A 21,552-nucleotide genomic window follows, 5' to 3' on the forward strand; every position below is an offset into this window, starting at 1 on the left:
CAGCCAATGAGATTTGGACACAGGAAGATTGCAGACCGACCGCATGAGTAGCCGACGCGTTCAGATCCTGGTGGCACTCGTCCTCACCGCGCTGTGGGGCGCGGGCATCTATGCCGGCCACGCCAACGGTCATCTGCGCTTTCTCGATCGGCTCGAGGCGACGCTGACGGATTGGCGGACGCAAGTCCGCGGCGTGAAGGCTGCGCCCGATCTCGTCACCATCGTCGCGATCGACGACACCGTGGTGAAGCGCGGCGGCACCTATCCGCTGCCGCGCGCCGATCTCGCCCGCGTGGTCGACACCATCGTGCAGTTCAAGCCGAAGGTCGTCGCCATTGATCTTCTGCTGGTCGACCGCAGCGCCGCGATCGGCGACGCCACGCTGGCCAACACGCTCGCCACCGGTCCCATGGTGCTCGCCGCCGCGGCGATCTTCCCGTCTGCCAGCGAGACCGTGGAGCCGAGCAGCCAGGGCCCCCTCGCCGTTCTCCCGCAGGCCGAGCGCTTCCTGCTGCCCTTGCCGGCGTTCGCCGATCATGCCGAGGTCGGCGTCGTCAACGTCGCGACGGGACAATCGGGCTCGCCGCTCGCGGTGCCGATGCTGTTCCGGACGCGCGACAAGGTCGAGCTGTCATTTCCCCTGCGCGTTGCGACGCGCGCGCTCGACAAGCCGCTGACGATCGCGCCGGATCATCTCATGCTCGGCGACCGCGCGGTGCCGACCGACACCGACTTCGCGCTGCCGATCACCTATTACGGCCCGCGCCGCACCATCCGCACCGTCAGCGCCCAGAGCATCTTCGACGGCACGCTCAATCGCGCGGCGATCGAGAACCGGATCGTGGTGATCGGCGCTTCGGTCGCCGGCGGCGGCGACTTCTATCCGACGCCGTTCGATTCCCTGATGCCGGGGGTCGAGGTGGTCTCGACCGCAATCACCCATCTGGTCGCCGGCGACGGCATCGTGCGCGACCGCAAGGTCCACATCGCCGACGCGCTCACCGCGATCCTGCTTCCGATGCTGCTGGTGGGCCTGCTCGCCTGGCGGCGCAGCGCGCTCGGCATCACAGCGGCAGCCGCGGCGATGATTGCCTGGGCCGGCCTCAACCTGTTCGCGTTCACGCACGGCGTCTGGCTGAACGCCGCGACCACGCTCGCCGCAGCCGTGCCGCCGGTGGTGGTCTTTGCCGGCGTGCAATTGTGGGCGGGAGGCCGCCGCACGCAATATTTTGCCGCCAAGAGCCGGTCGCTCGCGCAGTTCCAGGCGCCGGCCGTGCAGGAGTGGCTGGCGCGTGATCCGAATTTCCTGTCGAAACCGGTCCGGCAAGACGCCGCCGTCGTCTTCATCGATCTCTCGGGCTTCACGGCGCTGAGCGAACGGATCGATCCGGACGAGCTGCAGGACATTCTGAAGGCGTTCCACGTGCTGATTGACAAGACCGCGGTCGATTGCGGCGGCATGATCACCAGCTTTCTCGGCGACGGCGCGATGATCCTGTTCGGCCTGCCGAGTGCGATGCCCGACGATGCGGCGCGCGCGCTGAAATGTTCGATCGACCTGCACCGCGGCGCCGAGCGTTGGATCGCGTCACTGCCATCAGCGATCGGCGGCTGTCTCGGTTTCAAGATCGGAGCGCATTTCGGCCCGATCGTCGCCTCCCGTCTCGGCGAGAGCCACCAGCACATCACGGCAAACGGCGACACCGTCAACGTCGCCAGCCGGCTGATGGAGGTCGCCGCCCAGAACGATGCGCGGCTCGCGCTGACCGATACGCTGCTGGATGCGGCCGACTTCCACGGCGCGCCCGACGGCGTTCTGTCAGGCCCCCTGCTCACGCAGGTCCGCGGCCGCTCCGGCGTCGTGACGGTGTGGTTCTGGCGCGATCAGGATGGGCGCAATCAGCCTGCCACCAAGGTCGAGATGATCGACTGAGGCCACTGCTGCGAGCCACACACTCCACTGTCGTCCCCGCGAACGCGGGGACCCATACCCCCAAGAAGAAGTTCGACGAAGACTGTTAGTGGGCGGCTGCTTTTCGCACGGTACGAGCACCTGCACTTATCGAGGCATCACGCGGTATGGGTCCCTGCGTTCGCAGGGACGACAAACAACTACCGTGCCTCCGGCGGCGGCGAGCGATCGAGCACGTCGCCCTTGGGGCCTTCGAGCAGATCGATGCCGTAGGTCTCGACCACGAGCGGGCCGCGCTTGCGCTGCAATTGCGCGACCTGTGTCACGCTGGCGAAGAGATCCTCGAGAGCCGGACGGCCGTCCGAGCGCAACTCGTCGACATAGATCAGCTTGCCGGCAAGCAGCTTTGGATCGGGCTCGGGCATGTTGACCCAGCGGATGCGCTGGTTCTGCTGCAGCACGCAGGTGCCGCGCGGCAAGTAAAACGAGAGCCAGCCGGTCGTGCCGTAATCCGGCGCGAGGACGCAGGTGGCGCCATTGCGCGCGCGCACGGCTTCGATTTCGGCGGCGAGCTCGCGCCAGCCGACGCCGACGCTGCGCACCGTCGCATCGCGGCGATAGCCCGACAGCCAGCCGGTGTTGGCCTGCACGATCAGCGCGGCAAACATCACGATGCCTGTTGGCGCCGCCCAGCGCAGGCAAAAATCGACCAGGCGGCGTGCGCGCGGTTGCCACCGCACGAGATTGGCGGCGGCGGCCGCGGCAACGATGAAGGGCGGATAGACCGGCGCGAACCAGTTGGCCTCGACGCGGGCATGCAGCGAATGCCAGACGAAATAGGCGACGATGGTCCAGAACATCGTCTCGATCAGCACGCGCGAGGCCAGCGCACCGGCCCTGCGCCAGGTCAGCGCATGCAGACCCATCGCACCGAGAATGAAGACCAGCGGGGTCGCGAACGCGATCTGGGTCGGGATCAGCTCGGCGATGAAGACCGGACGGAAGTCTTCGATCTTGGCGCGGCCGAGCTGCTTTGCGAACGAGACCCATTGATGATCCGCATTCCACAGGATCACCGGTGAGAACAGCGCCAGGGCAACGAGGCCGCCGAGATACGGCCAGGGCGACAGAAACCAGTGCCGCAACTTCGGCACGGAAGCGAGCCAGATCAGGATCGCAGCGCCGAAGAACATCGCCGTGTATTTCGACAGCAGCGCCGCGCCGACCGCCGCGCCGACCGCGAGCCACCAGACGCCGCGGCCGGTCTCCAGGACTTTTGCGAGAAAGAACAGCACGAAGCTGGAGGCGACCAGCAGCGGCGCATCGGGCGTCACGATCAGCGTGCCGACTGAGGCCATCATCGTCACGTTGAGCAGGATCGCGCTGGTCGCGGCCACCCGCGCACCGCCGAACAGGATCGCGGCGGAGCGATAGATCGCATAGCTCATCGGCAGCGCGAGCAGGATCGAGACCAGGCGGACGCCGAGCTCGGTGTCGCCGGCGATCATGGTGCCGGCGCGGATCACATAGGCGACCATCGGCGGATGGTCGTAATAGCCCCCGGCGAGGTTCTTCGACCACATCCAGTAATAGGCTTCGTCGAAGGTGATCGGCGTGAACGCGGCGGCAACCAGCCGCAATCCGACCAGCGCAAGAATCACCAGTACGGTGTTGCGGACGATCCGCGCGTCAGCCCCACCCATCCTGCAGCTATTTCTTGCGCCAGACGAACAGTCCGGACATCGCGTAGTTCCACACCACGCCCATCAGCGCACCGGCCATGCCGGCCAGCCACCAGATCGGCTCCTGGTCGTAGACCGAGAAGGCGACGCCGACATTGGCGAGCAGGCCGACGCTGCACACGATGTAGAACGCGATCAGGCCGCGCAGCAGCGCGAAGCCCTTCAGCCGCTGGTCGCGGTAGGTGAGGAAGTTGTTGAGGACGAAATTGCTGGTCATGGCGACGACGGCGCCCGCGGCCTGCGCCTCCGCGAACGGCGCCTTGAACAGCTCAAGTCCGATGAACAGCGTGGTCAGATGCACGACGAGGCCGATGCCGCCGACCATTGCGAACAGGATGAAGCGTAGCGAGACGATGTCGTTGCTCAGCTTGGCCAGGACGAGGCCGAGGAAGTCTAGTGCGACCATGGAATCGAGCTTGCTCTCGCCGTGCTGGCGGGCACCAAAGGTGTAGGGAATCTCGACGGCGCGCAACGTGCCTTGCGCGGAGGCGACGAGATCGAGCAGTATCTTGAAGCCGTGCACCGACAGCTTCGGCGCGAGCTCCTCGAAACGGTCGCGGCGAACCATGAAGAAGCCACTCATGGGATCGGCGATCTCGACCCGCAGCATCTTCTTTGCGACCTCGGTCGCCAGCGCGCTGGCGCCGGCCCGCTGCTTGTTGAAGCCTTCGCTCTTGTAGCCCTCGATGTAGCGGCTGCCGACGACGAGATCGGCCTGCTCGCTCGCGAGCAGCAACAGCATCTTCGGCAGCTGGGTCTCGTCGTGCTGAAGGTCGGCATCGATCACGGCGACGTAGGGCGCGCTGGAGGCCAGAATGCCCTCGATGCAGGCGCCCGACAGGCCGCGACGACCGATGCGGCGGACACAGCGTACGCGATTGTCGCGCTGCGCCAGTGCGCGCACGACATCCCAGGTGCCGTCGGGCGAATTGTCGTCGACGAACACGACTTCCCAGGCGACGTTGGCGAGTGTCGCCTCCAGCCGCCGGTACAGCACCGTGACGTTGTCGCGCTCGTTGAACGTCGGGACGATCACCGACAGTTCCGGCGCCTCTTGAGCCTGCGGGGACGTGTCGGGGCCCGGTCTGATCGCTTCATTCATGACGGGAGCGTATATCCGCCGCGTCCTGCGCTGCCAAGTTCTAGCGCTGCCAAGCGAGGGTTTCTCTGGGGAACGGCCCAAAAGGGCCCTAAAATGCCAACGACCCCGGAACGGCGGACCGCGCGTACATCCGGCGCAGGTCCAGGCTATTCCAAGGTCGTCCCAGCGCCGGAGTTTTCGCTCAACGTCGCCGTTAGAAGCTAAATAGGAACGGCAAAACCGCTTCGCAAGGGCCAAAAGGCTCCTTTTTCAGACCCTTGCTAGTTCGGGACTTCCTTGATCACCGGCCCACGCGGCACGGGGGCGGCCGGGACAGCCGGCGCTGCCGCAGCCGGTTCGACCTTTACCGGCCTGGGCGGCTTGCCGTACTGGCCGATCGGCCCGAACACGATGGCGACCGCAAGCACGACCGCCGCGACGATCGCGCCCAGAATGCCACCCACCGACTCAGACGACATGGAAGCCCACCCCTGTTCCAGATGCGCCCAGTGATACCATGGATGCGCGCGGCGCCGGAAGAGCTCCCGGACGGCCTCGGTGAATGGCCTACTTCTGCGGCAGCCGGTGCTTGACGAAGGCCGTCACGATGTCCTTCTGCGCCGACTCGACCGCCCTGTTCGCGGTGGCGAGATGGGCGCCGGAATCGATGTTGGGATATTGCGTGGTGAGATAGTCGAGCAGGGCCACCCGGTAATATTGCCGCTCCGACGGACAGGCTCCCGCGACCGAACGGCCGAAATCCTGTTCCGATAGTCCCTGATTGGAGTCGCGAGAATATTCCCGCGCCAGGCAATGCCAGTAATCGTCGCGGCCCTGCTGGGCGAGCTTCTGCGCCCCCTTGGCGTCGTCGTCATCCGCCATGACCGAAGATACCGTGGCCGAAGATATCATGGCAGCAGATGTCATCATGACGAGCGCCGCTCCCAGCATCAGCATCCGCATTCTTGTTCTCCTTTTTCGCGGGTCCGTCGCAAAGCTTAGACCGGGCGCGGCAACTGGCCAATCACATCTGGTTTGATTAGGATGAGGTCCCTCCCCGTCGATGCGAGATCCTCCCGTGGCCAAAGCAAAAACCGCGTCCAAAAAATCCGGCAACATCTTCATCGGCATCGGCGGCTGGACTTTCGAGCCCTGGCGCGGCGTGTTCTATCCGGAGAAGCTGACGCAGGCGAAGGAGCTGTCCTACGCGGCCTCGAAGCTGACCTCGATCGAGATCAACGGCACCTATTACGGCTCGCAGAAGCCGGAGAGCTTTCGCAAATGGGCGGGCGAAGTGCCCGATGGTTTCGTGTTCTCGCTGAAGGGACCGCGCTTCGCCACCAACCGCCGCGTGCTCGCCGAGGCCGGTGATTCCATCAAGCGGTTCTACGATTCCGGCGTGCTGGAACTCGGCGACCGTCTCGGCCCGGTGCTGTGGCAGTTCGCGCCGACGAAAAAGTTCGACGGGGCCGATTTCGGCAAGTTCCTGGAGCTGTTGCCGCGCAAGCTGGAGGGCCGTGCGCTGCGCCATGTCGTCGAGGTCCGCCACGACAGCTTTTGCACGCCGGACTTCGTCGCGCTGATCCGCGAGTTCGAGACGCCCGTCGTGTTCGCCGAGCACGGCAAATATCCGGCAATCGCCGATGTCGCGAGCGACTTCGTCTACGCGCGCCTGCAGAAGGGCAACGACGAGCTGAAGACATGCTATCCGCCAAAGCAGCTCGATGCCTGGGCCAAGCGCTTTCAGGACTGGGCCGAGGGAAGTGAACCCGAGGACCTGCCGAAGGTCGACAAGGCCAAGCCGAAGAAAGAGCCGCGCGACGTGTTCGCCTACGTCATCCACGAGGGCAAGGTGCGCGCGCCGGCCGGCGCCATGGAATTGATCGCGCGGGTGAGCTGAGGATGGTTCATGGCAAAGGCGAAGAAGCTCTTCACCATCGGTTATGAGCAGACACCGCCCAAGGCGGTGCTGGACGAGCTGGAACAGGCCGGCGTCAAGCTCGTGGTCGACGTACGCGCGGTGACCTCATCGCGGCGGCCCGGATTCTCCAAGAAGCAACTCTCTGCGGGCCTCGATGAGCGCGGCATCGCCTATGTTCATCTCGCCGCCCTCGGCACGCCCAAAGAGGGCCGCCTCGCCGCGCGCAGCGGGCAATACGATGTGCTGGAGAAGATCTACGCGAAGCACTTGAAGACGCCGCAAGCGAGAGAAGAGATGGACGAGCTCTCGGCGCTGGTGATGAAGGCCGGCCCCGTGTGCCTGCTCTGCTACGAGCGCGACCACACCCATTGCCATCGCCAGATGATCGCGGAGATCATCGAGGAGCGCGATGGCGTCGCGGTGAGGAATCTGGCGGGACGGCAGGTGTAGCCGCAGCCGTCATTCCGGGGCGCGCTGCGTGAGCCCGGGCTACGAACTACCCCTCCCCCGCCAGCTCGAACGTCCCTTCCATCATCTGCATGCAATTGCCGCCGACATAGGCGTCGAGCAGGGCGCCGCCTTGCTTTTCCACCGTCGTCCGCAGGATACTCGGCCGGCCCATGTCAAAGCCCTGACCGATGGTGAGCTTCACCTCGCCGTCGCGAAGCCGATCGAGCGTGGCGAGCAAGGCGGCGGCGGCGACTGTCGCGCTGCCGGTGGCGGGATCCTCGATCAGGCCGCTGGCGCCCGGAAAGTACATCCGCGCCTGGAGATCGCAGCCTGCCTCCGCCGCGGGAATGTCGCGTGTGTAGAAATAGATCGCGAACGCGCCGTCGCGCGGCAGCGTCCGGCCGAACGCTGCGGCATCGGGCTTCGCCCGGCGCACCGCGTCGCGCGAATGCAATTCCGCGACGACGAACGGCGTTCCGACGCCGACGACCTCGGGCATATGTCGATCCGTCTTGATGTCATCCGCGGTCAAAGACAGGCATGCGGCGACCTCGGCGGCGGTCAACTTTGCAAGACGCGCCAGCGGCTGCGGCGCGGTCAGCTCGGCGCCGACGACCTTGCCCTGCTCCCGCCAGATCTCGACCGGCACGATTCCCGCTTTCTCCTCGAACAGCAGGCGCGGCCAGGGCTCATTGCTGCGCCGGGCCAGCACGAAGGCGGTTCCGACATTGGGATGACCTGCAAAGGGAAGCTCCCGCACCGGCGTGAAGATGCGCACCTCCGCGTCGTGGCCGGGGTTTTTGGGCGGCAGCACGAAGGTCGTCTCGGAATAGTTGAACTCGGTCGCGATCGCCTGCATCTGCGCGGTCGAGAGCCCGCCGGCATCCAGCACCACGGCGAGCTGATTGCCGCCGAAGGCGCGATCGGTGAACACGTCGACGGTGACGTAGCGGCGCTGCATCTTCACTTCCCCATGCCAATCGCGGCCGCGACCGGGCGCATCGCGCGGCAGTCTACAGGCCGGAAACATCGCTCGTCATGCCCCAAAATTCGGAGCACTCGGAGCAATCGCGCAAGGAGGAGTCAGAAGCGGAAGAGCTGTTTCGGCGATGCGAGCACCTGCGCGCGCTCGTTCTGGTCAACGATCAGCGCATCGAGAAATTGACGGTTCTTCGCATAGTCTTGCGACGCCTCGAACTGCGTGTGCGGCCAGTCGCTGCCCCACAGCAGGCGGTCGAGCCCATAAGCTTCGCGCAGCAGCGGATAGGCCGCCCTGGCGAAACTCTCGCCTGCCGCGCCGTTGCGATACGGTGCCGAGATCTTGACCCAGACGTTTCGCGTCGGCCCTAACTTCAGGACCGACTGGAAACCGGGATCGCCGACGCCGAGTTTCGGATCTGGCAGCGCATAGTGATCGAGCACGACGGTCACGCCATGATCGAGCAGCCGCGGCGCAAGCAGTGCGAGGTCGGACGCGTTGCGCTGGACCTCGACCTGCCAGCCCATCGATTTCACGGTTCCGAGCAACGCCTTCCATTCGCCGGCCGCGAGATCGGGCAAGGGTTGGCCGACGAGATTGAGGCGAATGCCCGTTACGCCGGCGCGATCGAGCGCGCCCAGTTCGTCCGCGGTAACAGCGGGTTCGACCACAGCGATGCCGCGCAGGCGTCCGCCGGCCGTCTTCAGGCACTCGACCAGATAGGAGTTGTCGGTGCCGAGAAAGCTCGGCTGCACCAGCACGCCGTTGCTCATGCCATTGCGGTCGAGCTGTTCCAGATAGAGCGCTAGCGGCGCGTCGTAATCGGGCGCATAGCGCCGGCCGGGGGCAAGCTTGAGGCCGCGGTGGAAGACATGGGCATGGGTATCGATCGTCGGCAAGCTTGTCTCACTCTTCGCTCGGCTCGCGGCGGCCGCGGCCGGCACGAGCGATACAAGACCTGCGCCGAATTGGCGGCGCGTCAGGCCGCGCTCCCGGGACATCATGGTGACTGCTCCCCATCCGGCGTCAGGCGCGGCTCGCTGCGGCTTGTTCAAAAACCTTGCCGCGGGTTTCGGGCAACAGCACGACCGCAATCAGCACCAGCGAATAGGCAAAGGCCGCATCGATGCCGATCGCAGGTCCAAGCCCGATATGGTCGCTGAGATAGCCGACCAGGAAGGGGAACGCGGCGGAGACGATACGGCCGAAATTGTAGCAGAAGCCGACGCCGGTGCCGCGCACGCCGGCAGGATAGAGCTCGCTGAACAGCGCGGCCATGCTGGCGGGAATGCCGGCGGAGAAGAAGCCGAGCGGAAAGCCGAGCAGCAGCATCTCGCCATTGGTCAGCGGCGCGAAGATGTAGATCAGTACGGTGATGATGCAGGCGCTGGCGAAGAAGGCGACATTGGCCCTGCGGCCGATACGGTCGCTGATGATGCCGCTCGCGACGCAGCCGCAGAAGAAGGCGACGATGATCACGGCGAGGTAGCCGCTGGAGCCCAGCACCGACAGATGCCGCACTTCGCGCAGAAATGTCGGCAGGAACGTGGTCAGGGCGGCGTAACCGCCGTGGGCGCCGATGCCAAACAGGCCTCCGATCAGCGTCGAGCGCAGCACGTCGCGATGGAAGATGCCCGAGAGCGTGGCGAAGAACGGCGTCTTCTCGGCTGCGACCGCACGCGGCGGCTCCTTCAAGCCGCGCCGGATGAAGACGATGAGGAGCGCGGGCAACATCCCCAGCGCAAACAGCAGCCGCCAGGCGATGTCGGCAGGTGCATAGGTGAACACGAAGGCCGAGAGCAGCACGGCCGCGCCCCACCCCACGGCCCAGGCGCTCTGCACCGAGCCGAGCGCCTTGCCGCGATGCTCGGGGCGGATAATCTCGGCCATCAGCACCGCGCCGCAGGCCCATTCGGCGCCGAAGCCGAGACCCTGGATCGCCTTGAGGACCAGGAGCTGGGTGTAGGTCATCGCGAACGCGCAGGCGAAGGTCGCGAGCGCAAAGGTCGCAACCGTGATCTGAAGCGCTTTGACGCGACCAAAACGGTCGCCGAGCGCGCCGCCGATCCAGCCGCCGAACGCGCCGAAGAACAGCGTGATCGAGCCGAGCAGGCCCGCATCGGCCTTGCTGATGCCGAAGGCCGCGATCAGCGCGGGGATGGCAAGGCCGAACATCTGGACGTCGAGCGCATCCAGCGCCCAGCCACCAAAGCTTGCCCAGAACGTGCGCCGCTCCAGCGGCGAGCTTTCGCTGTACCAGTTCGACATTGTTACTCCCTGAACTCTTGTTGCTTGATTTGTTGATGAAGACCGCTGCTTTCAGCGGATCTCGGCGTGATAGCGGAAGCGGTCGGCCGGCCCGCGCGAGCGGCGCCATTCGATCGGCCGCCGCTCGAGGTCGAGCGCGAGGCGCTCGATCACAATCAATGGTGCGTGAACCTCGAGCCGAAGCAGGCGGGCCTGCATCTCGTTGGCGGCTTCGACCGTCAGGATTTCCTCGGCCGACACTACCACCTCCCCGCAGCGCTCCTCGTAGAGCGGATAAAGCAGGTCGCCGAATTCGGCGGTGTCGATCTCGAGGATCGGGGCGAAGCGCGATTGCTGGAGCCAGATCTCTTCGGCGAGCAGCGGCACATCGTCGATCAGGCGCAAACGCGACAGGCTGATCACGGGCTCGCCGACCGGGATGCGCAGCGCCGACGCAACGGCCGAATTCGCCGGAGCGCTCTTGCGCCGGATGATCCGGCTCTTCGGCACGCGCCGCTCGCCGCTCTCGGACTGGAAGCGGAAGAAGCGGAAGAGCGAGGAGTTGAAGCGCGCCCGGCGCACGAAGGTGCCGCGGCCCTGCTGGCGCTCCAGCACGGTATCCGCAACGAGTTGGTCGATCGCCTTGCGCACGGTGCCGATGGCGACGCCGTAATGCGCAGCCAGCTCAGCCTCCGACGGGATCGGCTCGCCCGGCCGCCATTCATTGCGGTTGATCCGCGCGGCAAGGTCGTCACGCAGGCGCTGGTAGCGCGGCAGGCGGTCGTCGTGCGGAGCTGAATTCATATAGTCATATAGATGACTAGATGAAATGCGAGTCAAGCGCTACTAAAATACCACCATGACAACTACGATTGGCGCGCGACGCCAGGCTGGCACACTTTCGCCAGCCCGGCTTCGTCTGCCACGATCGTTAGTAGGCGTACGAATACGGATAAGAGGACCCCGTATTCGGCAGGCAGGGCGGCTGATTGTAGGGCGCAGAGGCATAGGCGCCCTCTGCCGGCGCCCTGACGCAGGAGTCGGTCATCGCCTGAGTTGCAGCGGCGCGCGTCGGGGCAATGTGGCGCGCAGATGCGGCCTGCATCTGGGTGACGGCGGCGGCGATCAGCGCGGCCGCAACAAGGGTCATTCGGGTCATTGGCTTTCTCCGGATTGCAAACGGAAGGCGAGATGTTTCGGCTTCCACCGTGCGAGATCCGAAAGCTACCAGAGATCGTTCATCACGCGCGTTCAACGGACCGCGACTCCGCTTCAACGAAACGCGACTCGCATTTGAAGGCGCGTCATCCCAGCTGGAACACCGCGACCTTCTGCTCGTAGCCGCGCACCTCGACCTCGCCGAGCGCGACGGCATCATCGCCGTCCTTGCCGAGCGCCTCGCGCACGGAAGCGGAGATCAGGAGCTGCGACCCGAGCTCCTTGTTGAGTGCCTCGAGCCGCGAGGCGAAGTTCACGGTGTCGCCGATCACCGTGTACTCCTTGCGCCTGGGCGAGCCGATATTGCCGGCGACGACCTCGCCGAAATGGATGCCGATGCCGATCCTGAGCCGCCAGCTCGTTTGCGCGTTGATGCGATCCATCGCGGTCAGCATCTCGCGACCTGCGGCAACCGCGCGGTGCGCGGCATCGGAGGCCTCCAGCGGCGCGCCGAACAGGGCAAGGAAGCCGTCGCCCAAGAACTTGTTCACGATGCCGCCCTGGCGATCGAGGATGTCGACCAGCACGGCGAAGGCGCCGTCGAGCCGGTCGACCACCTCCTGCGGGGTACGTAACTGCGCGCCGGCTGTGAAGCCGCGGAAATCGACGAACATCACCGCGACGCGGCGGAGATCGCCGCTTGCGCTCGTCCCCTCTGCCATCAGCCGCTCCACCACCTGCGGCGAAACGTGCTGGCCGAACAGGTTCGTCACCCGGTCGCGCGCAGTGGTGGCCGCAATGCTCGCCGCAAATTGCCGCCGCAACCGCGCGCCGACGGCGCCCGCGAGCACGCCGCAGATCAGAATGACGGTGCTGCGCACGACATGAAAATAGATCAGGGGTTCGCCGGCGTCGTTCGCCGAATTGTAATACAGCGCGACGGCCAAAAGTTCGGCTGCGGCCACAAATCCCGTGAAGGTGGACAGCCAGAAATCGAGCCGCAGCGTCGAAAGAATGACGAAAATGAAATAGACCAGTGGCAGCACGAAACCGAGCGCTTCGCTCGCGCCCATGCTGCGAATCTGCAGGATCAGGATGATCGTCGGCAGCGACGTTTCGATGAGGGCGCCGATATAGCGCCTGATCACCGGCAGGTCGCGATCGAGCTTGAGGTTTCGCCTGATCTGAGTGTGGACCCAAATCTCGAAGAGGATGAAGCTCGCCAAGAGGATGTATTCGTGGACGAGGCCCTCCGTCCCGCGCCAGACCCGGTTCACGAGAGCAGGGTCGATCAGGTAGGTTGCGGTGAGGAACAAGATTATGACGCAGCCAGTGATGATCAGTGTCCGCACGCGCAACAGCTCGGTGCGCAGCACTTCCCGTGTCAACTCGCGCTCGAAATCCTCCGATAGCGCGGCGTGCTGCCGCATCCTCCTGCTCGCAAAGCTGACCATTCCATCCCCTCGATTCCGGGGCATTGTGCCTCAATCCAGCGTGCGGCGGAAGCGCGTCACGGCGATGGTCATGGCGAGCAGCATCAGGGCCGCCAATGCCAGCGCGTCGAAGCGCAAATTCTGCATGGTCGCACCCTTCAGCATGATGGCGCGGACGATGCGCAAATAGTGGGTCAGCGGCAGGCCTTCGCCGAGATATTGCGCCCAGACCGGCATGCCGGCGAACGGGAACATGAATCCCGACAAGAGAATGCTCGGCAGAAAGAACATCATCGACATCTGCATGGCCTGGAGCTGGTTCTGCACCAGCGTCGAGATGGTGTAGCCGATCGCCAGATTGGTGGTGATGAACAGCGTCGAGAGCAGCGCCAGCAGGAACAGGTTGCCGAGCACGGGCACGCCGAACAGCCCGACGCCGATGCCGATGATGAGGAACGCCTGCACGAAGCCGACCAGCACGTAAGGAATGATCTTGCCGAACATCACCTCGACCGGCTTGATCGGCATCGACAGCAGGCTCTCCATGGTGCCGCGCTCGACCTCGCGCGTGACCGATAGCGCAGTGAAGATCAGCATGGTCATGGTGAGGATGGTGCCGACGAGACCCGGCACGATGTTGAGGCTGGAGGCTGCCGCCGGGTTGTAGCGGGCATGCGCGCGGATCTCGAACGGCATTTCCGGGGGATCGCCGATGTAGAGATCGTGCTTGAGCGCCGTCTGCACCACCATGCCGAGCGAGCCGATCGCCGAACTCGCCGCCACCGGATCGGTCGCGTCGGCCGCGACCAGCAGCGCCGGCCTGTCGCCGCGCCGCACCGCGCGCTCGAAGCCGCGCGGGATCTCGACGCCGAACAGCACCTTGCCCGATTTCAGGAGATTGTCGAAATCGTCGACGTCGTGCACTTCATAGAGGAAACGGAAATAGGCCGTATTCTCCAGCGCCTTGAGGATCGAGCGGGCGAGATCGGAGTCCTCCTGGAGCAGCACGGCGCTCGGCAGATGGTGCGGCGTGGTGTTGATGGCGTAGCCGAACAACATGAGCTGCATCACCGGCAGCATCACGATCATGGCGAACGAGACGCGGTCGCGCTTGAGCTGGATGAACTCCTTGACCAGCATCGCGTAAGAACGCCGCAGGAAACCGAAGCGTTCGCGGATTTCGCGCAGAGGCGCGGGATGCTCAGTGGTGCTCATTGGAAATTATCCTTGGAGCGGCTCATCAGCTCGATGAACACGTCTTCGAGCGAGGGCGATGATTTGTGCCAGTGCAGGCCGGCCTTCTCGCGCCACGGCGCGATGCTGGCTTCGAGCGCCGCGACGTTGCGCCCGGAAACGTGCAGCGAAGTGCCGAACGGCGCCACCATGTCCACGCCGGGCTTGCCGGTGAGCGCGGCCGGGAGCCCGTTAAGGTCCTCGCCCGTCACGGTGTAGGTCGTCAGGGCGGACTTCGCGATCACCTCCTCCACGGTGCCGTGCGCAAGCAAATGGCCGTAGGCGATGTAGGCGATCTCGTGGCAGCGCTCGGCCTCGTCCATGTAGTGGGTCGAGACCAGGACGGTGAGGCCGTCGGCCGCGAGCGCATGGATCTCGTTCCAGAAATCGCGCCGCGCCTTGGGATCGACGCCGGCGGTCGGCTCGTCCAGCAACAGCAGCTTCGGACTGGGCAGCGTGCAGGCCCCCAGCGCCAGGCGCTGCTTCCAGCCGCCGGAGAGCTCGCCCGCGAGCTGCTCTTCGCGCCCCGACAGCCCGAGCCGCTTGATCATGTCGCGCGCAGCCCCGCGTGCGTCGGCGAGGCCATAGAGCCGCGCGACGAATTCGAGGTTCTCGCGGACCGAGAGGTCCTGATACAGGCTGAAGCGCTGGGTCATGTAGCCGACCTGGCGCTTGATCTTTTCGGCATCGCGGCGGATGTCGTAGCCGAGGCAGGTGCCCTCGCCGCTGTCGGGCGTGAGCAGGCCGCAGAGGATCCGGATGGTCGTGGTCTTGCCCGAGCCGTTCGGACCGAGGAAGCCGTAGATCGAGCCGCGCTTCACCTGCATCGACAGATCGTGCACGACCTCGCGTCCGCCGAACGATTTGGTCAGGCCCTTGACGTCGATCGCGATGCCGTTGCCGCCGTTCATCGCTTGTCGGCCACCGGCGTTTTTGGATTGAGGTAGACGTTGATCGGCTGGCCGACCCGCAGGGCATCGGGCCGCGAGGGCCGCGCCTGGATCAGATAGACCAGCTTGTTGCGCTCATCGAGGCTGTAGATGACAGGCGGGGTATATTCTGCCGAGGTCGCGATGAAATAGATCTTTGCGGTGAGATCGGCCGCGCAATTATCGCAGGCGATCCGCACCGTGTCGCCGATCGTGAGTTTCGGCAGCTCGGTCTCCGGCACGAAGAAGCGCAGCTTCATGTTGCCGGGCGGCATGATCGAGAGTACCGGCCGCTGCGCCGCCACCATCTCGCCCTCGCGGAAATAGATCTGCTGGATGGTGCCGGCAACGGGCGCAAAGCCCTTGCGCCGCGCCATCCGCGTCTCCGAGGTCGCAACCCGCGCTTCCGCAACACGCAAGGCCGACACGGCGGAGTCGAGATTGGCCTGCGTGCCGGAGCCGGTCTTGTTCAGCGAGGCCGCGCGGTCATAGGTCTGCTGCGCATTCGCCAGCGTCGCCTTGTTCTGATTGAGATCGGCGAGCTGGAGGTCGTCGTCGACGGAATAAAGGGCATCGCCGACCTTCACCTCGTCGCCCTCGCGGACATTGAGCTTCGTCACCCGGCCCGCTTCGTCCGGGCTGACGAAGATCATGTCGGCCTCGACCCAGCCCTGAAATCCGGGATCGCGCTTGTCCTGGCAGCCGGCAAGGCTGGTTGCGAGGGCCAGAACCGCGATCGCACACAGGCGCGGCAGATGGGGCTGTCGCACCCTCACCCTGAGGAGCCGCGAAGCGGCGTCTCGAAGGGCGAGGAGCCGCAGCCGGGCCTGCATCCTTCGAGACGCGCGTTCCGCGCTCCTCAGGATGAGGTGAGAGATGGTTCGCGACGACCTCATGTCGTCCTCCGTTCGCCAAAAATCAAATCGAGATGGACGCGCAGCATGTCCTGCGCGTCGAGCGGCGCGTGCCGCGCAAACAAGCTCTGCCAGATCACCGCGATCATCGCGGGTGCGACCAGGATCTGCGGATAGCGCGCGAGGTTCTTTTCACGGATTTCGCCACGGGCAATGCCGAGCTCGATCAACGCGCGCATGCCGGCAATCCCGCGCGAGACGACCTCGCGGTAGTAGAAATCGGCGACTGACGGAAAGCGCGGCCCCTCCGCCACGATCAGGCGTACGAGATCGCCGCGCCGGGTGCCGATGACCTCCTTCAGGAAATTGCCGGCAAACGCCTCGATGAGATCGCGCACCGAGCCCGTGGGCGGCGGCAGCGCATTGAGCTTCGCCACGACAGGCACGATCACCGTGCGCACCAGCTCCTCGAACATCGATTCCTTGTCCTTGAAGTGCAGGTAGATCGTGCCCTTCGCCACGCCCGCGCGCCTGGCGATGTCGTCGAGCCGTGTTGCGGCAAAGCCGCGCGCGATGAACTCCTCCATCGCGGCCTCGACGATCGCCGCACGCCGCTCCGCAGCGCGCGCGGCGCGGCTCGAAGCGGGTGCCCCTTCGCTGCTATCGGGCGCCTTGCCCTTCGCGTCGGTGCGAGTTGCGGATGGCGTGGCGGCTTTGGTCGGCTTCATTGTCATTCCTAATTTATGACTGACCGGTCAGTCATAGTCAAGTAAACAGTACGGACGTAACTGGTCAAATAAATTAGCATTGACTAATGCATTAGCCTCCACTAATCGAATGACCATGATCGAAGCCGCCCCCAATTCCGTGACAACTGTGATGCGCGCCCTCGCCGATCCGACCCGCCGCGCCGTGTTCGAGCGCGTGTTCGAAAGCAAGGAGATCAGCGTCGCCGAATTGACCCGCGGCAGCGGCGTCACCCAGGGCGCGATCTCGCAGCACCTCAAATCCCTCAAGCAGGCCGGCCTCGTCGCCGAGCGCGCCGAGGGCCGCAACGTCTACTACCGCGCCGCGCCGCAAGGACTCGAGCCGCTGGTCACCTGGATGGACCATTACGGCGTGTTCTGGCGCGAGCGCTTCCAGAACCTGCGTGACCTCTTGAAGGAGATCGATCCGTGAGTGCAGCCGCGTTGAAAGCCGAGACAAGAGACATCGTCATCGACGAGGTCTTCCCTCACGCGCCAGAGACCATCTGGAAAACCCTCACCAGCGCGCAGCTCATCGCGCGCTGGCTGATGCAGCCGACCGGCTTTGAAGCCGTCGAAGGCAACGCCTTCACGTTCCAGACCACGCCAGGCGGCAACTGGGATGGCGTGATCCATTGCCGGGTTCTGGAGGTCGTGCCGAACCGTCGCCTCGTCTACGCCTGGAAGGGCGGCGATGAGCGCAACACCGGCTACGGCGCGCCACTCGACACCGTCGTGACGTGGTCCCTCACCCCGGTCGAAGCCGGCACGCGGATCCGCCTGGTCCACGCGGGCTTCGTCATGCCCAGGAACGAGTCCGCCTACACGGTCATGAGTGGCGGCTGGAAGAAGGTCGTCCGTCAGCTCGACGAGATCAGCAGCGAGGAGTGAGGAAACATCGCGATGACCAAGCCCTTTACCGGCGGCTGCGCCTGCGGCGCGATCCGTTATTCGATCACCAGCGAGCCACTGTTCAGCAATCACTGCCAGTGCCGGGACTGCCAGCGTGAAAGCGGCAGCGGCCACGGCTCCTACATGACCTTCGCGCGCGCCGGCGTCACGCTGACGGGCGAAGCAAAACACTGGGACATGACCGGCGACAGCGGCAACGTGAAGACGCGCGGCTTCTGCACGCAGTGCGGCCTACCGGTCTACCTGACCTTCGCGGCCATGCCCGACATCTTCACCATCCGCGCCGCCAGCCTCGACGAGCCCGCCCGCTACAAGCCTGAGGTGGTGACCTATGCGGCGCGCGGGCATGAGTGGGACCGGCTCGATCCGGAGCTGCCGAAATTCGCGGGCATGCCGCCGGGGTAGCTACGCACTCCGTCATTGCGAGGAGCCCGCGACAAAATTGCGAAGCAATTTTGCGCTGGTGCGACGAAGCAATCCAGAAAGCCTCCGCGGAAAGATTCTGGATTGCTTCGCTGCGCTCGCAATGACGACGTGGAAGCGCTCGAGCGCGCCCACTAGCTGTGAAACTTCAGCCCGTCGACGATCTTGTCGATCACCTTGCGCTCGGCACGCATCGCGATGCCGACGAGGTTGAGGTCAGTGCGCGTCACCGCCCTCACCGCCTCGCGATTGGCGGCGTCATGCGTGGTCCTGAACATGTCCTCGGTATAGACCGCCGCCGCGACGTTGCGCGTGAGGGCACGATCGAGCGCGCGTGACAGCGCCGGAGTATCGGCGCCGTAGATCAGGATCGGCTGGCCGATCAGCGCGTGATATTTCGTGCCCGAGGCATCCTCATAGGGCTCGCCGATGCAGTCCGGAAAGGCCGCGGCGATGCCGCTGGTGAGAAAGGACGCGACGTTGAGCTTCTGCCAGGCCTGAAGATCGGTGCGGATCACGACGGCGATCTTGGTGTCGAACTGCATGGAATTCCCCGACTGTCATTCAAGGCTCGATGCTATCCATCGCCCCGGAATGACGGCAAGAGGAATTAGCCCTCAGGAATCAACCCTTCGCGTCGCAGGCCCAGGCGCGGATCACGCATTCCTTGCCGCCGTATTTGTAGCACTCGCGCGTGGCGGCATTGAGGGAGGCGGAGATCTTCGGCTTGACGGCATAGCCATAGGCGCCGCAAGGGTTTGACAGATCGACCGACATCGCAGCGCAGGCGCGCTTCATCGTCACGGTCGTGCAATCGCCCTTGCACTGCTTCTGCGCCGCGGCGCGGGCCTCGTGCTCAGCCCGATAGTCAAAGGCCTGGCCATAGGCGCCGCACTTGCCGACCGCGAAGGCGCCGGCGGCATGGGCTTCGGTGATGTAACGGGCGCCGGCAACACAAACCGACAGCGCAAAGAAAAACATCGCGCAACGGCGCGCGACGACGTTCGAAGCCATGGAAAAACCCCTCCCCCCAAGGCAGGTGGAGCCAACTGTAAGCGGCGGTCGTTTCCAGATGGTGAACGGAGGGTTGAAATCGGAGGCTTGGGAAGTGCCGTAGGGTGGGCAAAGCGAAGCGTGCCCACCAAATGTAGACGACGGCGTGGCGGGAGATGGTGGGCACGGCGCTACGCGCCTTTGCCCACCCTACGGCGCCGTCATTTGCGGCAGCGTCATCCGCGTCGGGCCGCTTCCAGCGCTTGCGGCGTGTCGATGTCGAGGAAGGCGCTCTCGCCATCGACGGGCACCTCGGCGACCGCCTCAGTGTGCTTGGCGATCAGGTGCCGCGCGCCGACGTCGCCGTCGAGCGTCATCAATTCCTTGAAGAAACGGCGCGACCACAGCACGGGATTGCCGCGGCGCCCTTCGCTGACGGGCACGACGATGAGGTTGCCGCGGTCCGGCGCAAAGCCGTCGATGAGACGATCGATCAGGCCGGCATCGATCAGCGGCATGTCGCCAAGGCAGACCACGGCGCCGTCGCTGGCTTCAGACACGGCCGCGATGCCGGCCTTGACCGAGCTTGCTATGCCGCCGGCGAAATCCGGGTTGCGCACGAACTTCACGTTGAGGCCCTGCAGCGCCTGCTCGACCAGTTCGGCCTGATGCCCGGTGACGACGATCACCTCGGATGCTTTCGAGGCCAGCACCTGCTCGGTCGCAACGCGCACCAGCTTCTTGCCGTCGAGCTCGGCGAGCAGCTTGTTCGGCCCGCCCATGCGGGTCGAGCGTCCCGCCGCGAGCACGATGGCCGCGACCTGGCTGTTGCCCTCGGTTTCGGGCTGTGCGCGCGGCTGCGGCCGCGTGACGATCTCCATCAGGAGGCCACCGACGCCCATGCCCATCAGCTCGGCGCGCGTCACCTTGATGCCGGCGAGCAGCCGCATCAGCACCCAGTCGAACCCGTTCTCCACCGGCGAGCGCGCGCAACCCGGCGCGCCCAGCACAGGCACCCCACCGGCCCGCGCGATCAGCAGCAAATTGCCGGGATCGACAGGCATGCCGAAATGTTCGATCTCGCCGCCGATCCCGGTGACCGCCGCCGGAATCACGTCGCGGCGGTCGGCGATCGCGGACGCCCCGAACACGATGACAAGTTCTGCGCTAAGAGAAAGCAATTCCTTGATCGCGGCGGACAGCGCGCGTTCATCGTGCTGGACCCTCCGCTCGGCGATGATGCCGGCGCCGGCCGGCGCGAGCCGTTCGGCGGTGACGCGCAGCGTCTTGTCGATCACCTTGGAGGAGAGGCCCGGCAGCAGCGTCGAAACCACGCCGACGCGCTTGATGACGTAGGGCGCGATCTTCAGCACGTCGTGGCCTGCGGCCTTCACCGCGGCGTCGCGCAAACTGCCTTCGACACCGAACGGGATGATCTTGACGGTGCCGACCATCTCGCCCTCGACCACCGGCTTGTAGGCGGTGAGCGTCGCAAAGGTGATTGCCTCGTCGATATTGTTGATGCGGTCGACCGCGGCGCGGTCGATCACCAGCACGCCCGGGTGCGCGGCGAACAGATTGGCGCGGCCGGTGAAGGCGCGCTCGACATGGATGCCCTCGCCGCCGACGGCAAGGGCAATGCCGGCGGCCGCGACGTCCTCGGAGACGTCGCCTTGCTCCATGCGCACCACGACGATGTCCTTGATGCCGGCGCGCTCCAGAGCCTCGACTTCGGCGGGACCGATGGTCGTGCCCTTCTTCAGCACCAGCGGTCCCTGGCGCAGGGTGTGGACGGTCACCCCGCCGATCGCATCCTTGGGGCTCGCCGGTCCGAACTTCATGCTGCTTCTTCTTTTTCTTTGGGTGGCAGGCGCAGCACCGCCGTGATCTCGGCCATGATCGCCACCGCTATCTCGGACGGCGAGACCGCGCCGATCGCCAGCCCAATGGGCGCGTGGATGCGCGCAATGTCGCTCTCCTTCGCACCCTGCGCCCGCAACCGGTCGCCGCGCTTGGCATGCGTCTTTCGCGAGCCGAGCGCGCCGATATAGAAGCAGTTGCGCTCGAAGGCGTGCAGCAGCGCGGGATCGTCGATCTTCGGATCGTGCGTCACCGCGACGAAAGCCGTATAGGCATCGACATTGAGCGGCGGCAGCGCCGTGTCGGGCCATTCGGCGACGAGCGGAATGTCGGGAAAGCGCTCGGGGCTCGCAAACGCCGTGCGCGGATCGACCACGGTGACGTCATAACCGAGCGAGCGCGCCAGCGGTGCAAGCGCCTGGCTGATATGGACCGCGCCGACAATGACGAGTTTTGCGGTCGGCGCGTAGACATTGAGGAACAGTTTCTTGCCGCCGGCTTCGACACTGGCGCTCTTGCCCATGCGAAGCTGCTTTTCCAGTTCGGCCCGCAGCGGATCTTTGGCGAAGTCATTCGCCTTCACGAGGCGTTGCTCGCCGTTCTCGGTATCCGTCACCAGAATGGCGGCCCGGCGCGCGGCGCGCTCGGCGTTGAGTTCGTGCAGGATTGCGAGCTTCAC

24 protein-coding genes are annotated in these 21,552 nt (G+C 65.3%); 6 read left to right on the forward strand and 18 right to left on the reverse strand.

The window, feature by feature from the left end; genetic code table 11:
• Positions 1 to 43: 43 nt before the first annotated feature.
• Positions 44 to 1,933, forward strand: coding sequence for a CHASE2 domain-containing protein (locus tag NLM15_RS28505; RefSeq protein ID WP_254120936.1), 1,890 nt, complete (start codon positions 44 to 46; stop codon positions 1,931 to 1,933).
• Positions 1,934 to 2,112: 179 nt separating this feature from the next.
• On the opposite strand, the gene NLM15_RS28510 is transcribed toward NLM15_RS28505, so the two are convergent.
• From NLM15_RS28510 to NLM15_RS28525, 4 genes are all read right to left on the reverse strand, one after another.
• Positions 2,113 to 3,615 carry a glycosyltransferase family 39 protein gene (locus NLM15_RS28510; protein ID WP_254120938.1) on the reverse strand — a complete coding sequence of 501 codons (1,503 nt, stop codon included), beginning with the start codon at positions 3,613 to 3,615 and terminating at the stop codon, positions 2,113 to 2,115.
• Positions 3,616 to 3,622: 7 nt separating this feature from the next.
• Entirely contained in the window at positions 3,623 to 4,756 is a 1,134-nt protein-coding gene (locus tag NLM15_RS28515; protein WP_254120940.1) for a glycosyltransferase family 2 protein, read from the reverse strand.
• Between the two features lie 260 nt (positions 4,757 to 5,016).
• The gene (locus tag NLM15_RS28520; protein WP_254120941.1) at positions 5,017 to 5,214 is read right to left on the reverse strand and encodes a hypothetical protein; all 198 of its coding nucleotides are present in this window, start codon (positions 5,212 to 5,214) and stop codon (positions 5,017 to 5,019) included.
• Between the two features lie 88 nt (positions 5,215 to 5,302).
• Positions 5,303 to 5,698 (reverse strand): hypothetical protein, encoded by a 396-nt coding sequence (locus tag NLM15_RS28525; RefSeq protein WP_254120942.1) that lies wholly within the window; start codon positions 5,696 to 5,698, stop codon positions 5,303 to 5,305.
• Positions 5,699 to 5,798: 100 nt separating this feature from the next.
• On the opposite strand from NLM15_RS28525, the gene NLM15_RS28530 reads away from it, so the two are divergent.
• Positions 5,799 to 6,635: a DUF72 domain-containing protein gene (locus NLM15_RS28530; RefSeq protein ID WP_254120943.1), complete on the forward strand. Its 837-nt coding sequence runs from the start codon at positions 5,799 to 5,801 to the stop codon at positions 6,633 to 6,635.
• Positions 6,636 to 6,644: 9 nt separating this feature from the next.
• On the forward strand, positions 6,645 to 7,106 hold the full coding sequence (locus tag NLM15_RS28535) for a DUF488 family protein (RefSeq protein ID WP_254120945.1): 462 nt from the start codon (positions 6,645 to 6,647) through the stop codon (positions 7,104 to 7,106).
• 46 nt (positions 7,107 to 7,152) lie between these two features.
• On the opposite strand, the gene NLM15_RS28540 is transcribed toward NLM15_RS28535, so the two are convergent.
• From NLM15_RS28540 to NLM15_RS28585, 10 genes are all read right to left on the reverse strand, one after another.
• Positions 7,153 to 8,067 (reverse strand): PhzF family phenazine biosynthesis protein, encoded by a 915-nt coding sequence (locus tag NLM15_RS28540; RefSeq protein WP_254120947.1) that lies wholly within the window; start codon positions 8,065 to 8,067, stop codon positions 7,153 to 7,155.
• Positions 8,068 to 8,189: 122 nt separating this feature from the next.
• Positions 8,190 to 9,089 carry an amidohydrolase gene (locus NLM15_RS28545; protein ID WP_254120949.1) on the reverse strand — a complete coding sequence of 300 codons (900 nt, stop codon included), beginning with the start codon at positions 9,087 to 9,089 and terminating at the stop codon, positions 8,190 to 8,192.
• Between the two features lie 22 nt (positions 9,090 to 9,111).
• Positions 9,112 to 10,353, reverse strand: coding sequence for an MFS transporter (locus NLM15_RS28550; protein WP_254120951.1), 1,242 nt, complete (start codon positions 10,351 to 10,353; stop codon positions 9,112 to 9,114).
• A gap of 51 nt (positions 10,354 to 10,404) precedes the next feature.
• Positions 10,405 to 11,136, reverse strand: a complete 732-nt coding sequence (locus NLM15_RS28555; RefSeq protein ID WP_254120953.1) for a GntR family transcriptional regulator — start codon at positions 11,134 to 11,136, stop codon at positions 10,405 to 10,407.
• 127 nt (positions 11,137 to 11,263) lie between these two features.
• On the reverse strand, positions 11,264 to 11,491 hold the full coding sequence (locus tag NLM15_RS28560; RefSeq protein ID WP_254120955.1) for a hypothetical protein: 228 nt from the start codon (positions 11,489 to 11,491) through the stop codon (positions 11,264 to 11,266).
• Between the two features lie 145 nt (positions 11,492 to 11,636).
• Complete coding sequence (locus NLM15_RS28565; protein WP_254120956.1) at positions 11,637 to 12,944, reverse strand: adenylate/guanylate cyclase domain-containing protein; 1,308 nt, start codon at positions 12,942 to 12,944, stop codon at positions 11,637 to 11,639.
• Between the two features lie 30 nt (positions 12,945 to 12,974).
• Positions 12,975 to 14,138, reverse strand: a complete 1,164-nt coding sequence (locus NLM15_RS28570) for an ABC transporter permease (RefSeq protein WP_254120958.1) — start codon at positions 14,136 to 14,138, stop codon at positions 12,975 to 12,977.
• The gene (locus NLM15_RS28575; protein ID WP_254120960.1) at positions 14,135 to 15,067 is read right to left on the reverse strand and encodes an ABC transporter ATP-binding protein; all 933 of its coding nucleotides are present in this window, start codon (positions 15,065 to 15,067) and stop codon (positions 14,135 to 14,137) included. Before NLM15_RS28575 ends, NLM15_RS28570 begins: the two co-directional genes overlap by 4 nt.
• Entirely contained in the window at positions 15,064 to 15,981 is a 918-nt protein-coding gene (locus NLM15_RS28580; protein WP_254120962.1) for an HlyD family secretion protein, read from the reverse strand. Before NLM15_RS28580 ends, NLM15_RS28575 begins: the two co-directional genes overlap by 4 nt.
• Positions 15,978 to 16,673: a TetR/AcrR family transcriptional regulator gene (locus NLM15_RS28585; RefSeq protein WP_254120964.1), complete on the reverse strand. Its 696-nt coding sequence runs from the start codon at positions 16,671 to 16,673 to the stop codon at positions 15,978 to 15,980. Before NLM15_RS28585 ends, NLM15_RS28580 begins: the two co-directional genes overlap by 4 nt.
• A 109-nt stretch (positions 16,674 to 16,782) precedes the next feature.
• Between NLM15_RS28585 and NLM15_RS28590 the strand changes: the two genes are divergently transcribed.
• The 3 genes from NLM15_RS28590 to NLM15_RS28600 are packed head-to-tail and all read left to right on the forward strand — an operon-like array spanning position 16,783 to position 18,002.
• The gene (locus NLM15_RS28590) at positions 16,783 to 17,118 is read left to right on the forward strand and encodes a helix-turn-helix transcriptional regulator (RefSeq protein ID WP_254120966.1); all 336 of its coding nucleotides are present in this window, start codon (positions 16,783 to 16,785) and stop codon (positions 17,116 to 17,118) included.
• Positions 17,115 to 17,576, forward strand: a complete 462-nt coding sequence (locus NLM15_RS28595; RefSeq protein WP_254120967.1) for an SRPBCC domain-containing protein — start codon at positions 17,115 to 17,117, stop codon at positions 17,574 to 17,576. Before NLM15_RS28590 ends, NLM15_RS28595 begins: the two co-directional genes overlap by 4 nt.
• Positions 17,577 to 17,588: 12 nt before the next feature.
• Positions 17,589 to 18,002 carry a GFA family protein gene (locus NLM15_RS28600; protein ID WP_254120968.1) on the forward strand — a complete coding sequence of 138 codons (414 nt, stop codon included), beginning with the start codon at positions 17,589 to 17,591 and terminating at the stop codon, positions 18,000 to 18,002.
• A gap of 152 nt (positions 18,003 to 18,154) precedes the next feature.
• On the opposite strand, the gene NLM15_RS28605 is transcribed toward NLM15_RS28600, so the two are convergent.
• The 4 genes from NLM15_RS28605 to NLM15_RS28620 all read right to left on the reverse strand — a co-directional run bounded on the left by NLM15_RS28605 (position 18,155) and on the right by NLM15_RS28620 (position 21,552).
• Positions 18,155 to 18,565: a DUF2000 family protein gene (locus NLM15_RS28605; RefSeq protein WP_254120969.1), complete on the reverse strand. Its 411-nt coding sequence runs from the start codon at positions 18,563 to 18,565 to the stop codon at positions 18,155 to 18,157.
• A gap of 79 nt (positions 18,566 to 18,644) precedes the next feature.
• Positions 18,645 to 19,034 carry a DUF4189 domain-containing protein gene (locus NLM15_RS28610; protein ID WP_254120970.1) on the reverse strand — a complete coding sequence of 130 codons (390 nt, stop codon included), beginning with the start codon at positions 19,032 to 19,034 and terminating at the stop codon, positions 18,645 to 18,647.
• 215 nt (positions 19,035 to 19,249) lie between these two features.
• Positions 19,250 to 20,854: an NTP transferase domain-containing protein gene (locus NLM15_RS28615; RefSeq protein ID WP_254120971.1), complete on the reverse strand. Its 1,605-nt coding sequence runs from the start codon at positions 20,852 to 20,854 to the stop codon at positions 19,250 to 19,252.
• Entirely contained in the window at positions 20,851 to 21,552 is a 702-nt protein-coding gene (locus tag NLM15_RS28620) for an XdhC family protein (RefSeq protein WP_254120972.1), read from the reverse strand. The genes NLM15_RS28615 and NLM15_RS28620 overlap by 4 nt, the downstream gene beginning before the upstream one ends.

This window comes from Bradyrhizobium sp. CCGB20, from assembly GCF_024199855.1.
Taxonomy (GTDB): domain Bacteria; phylum Pseudomonadota; class Alphaproteobacteria; order Rhizobiales; family Xanthobacteraceae; genus Bradyrhizobium.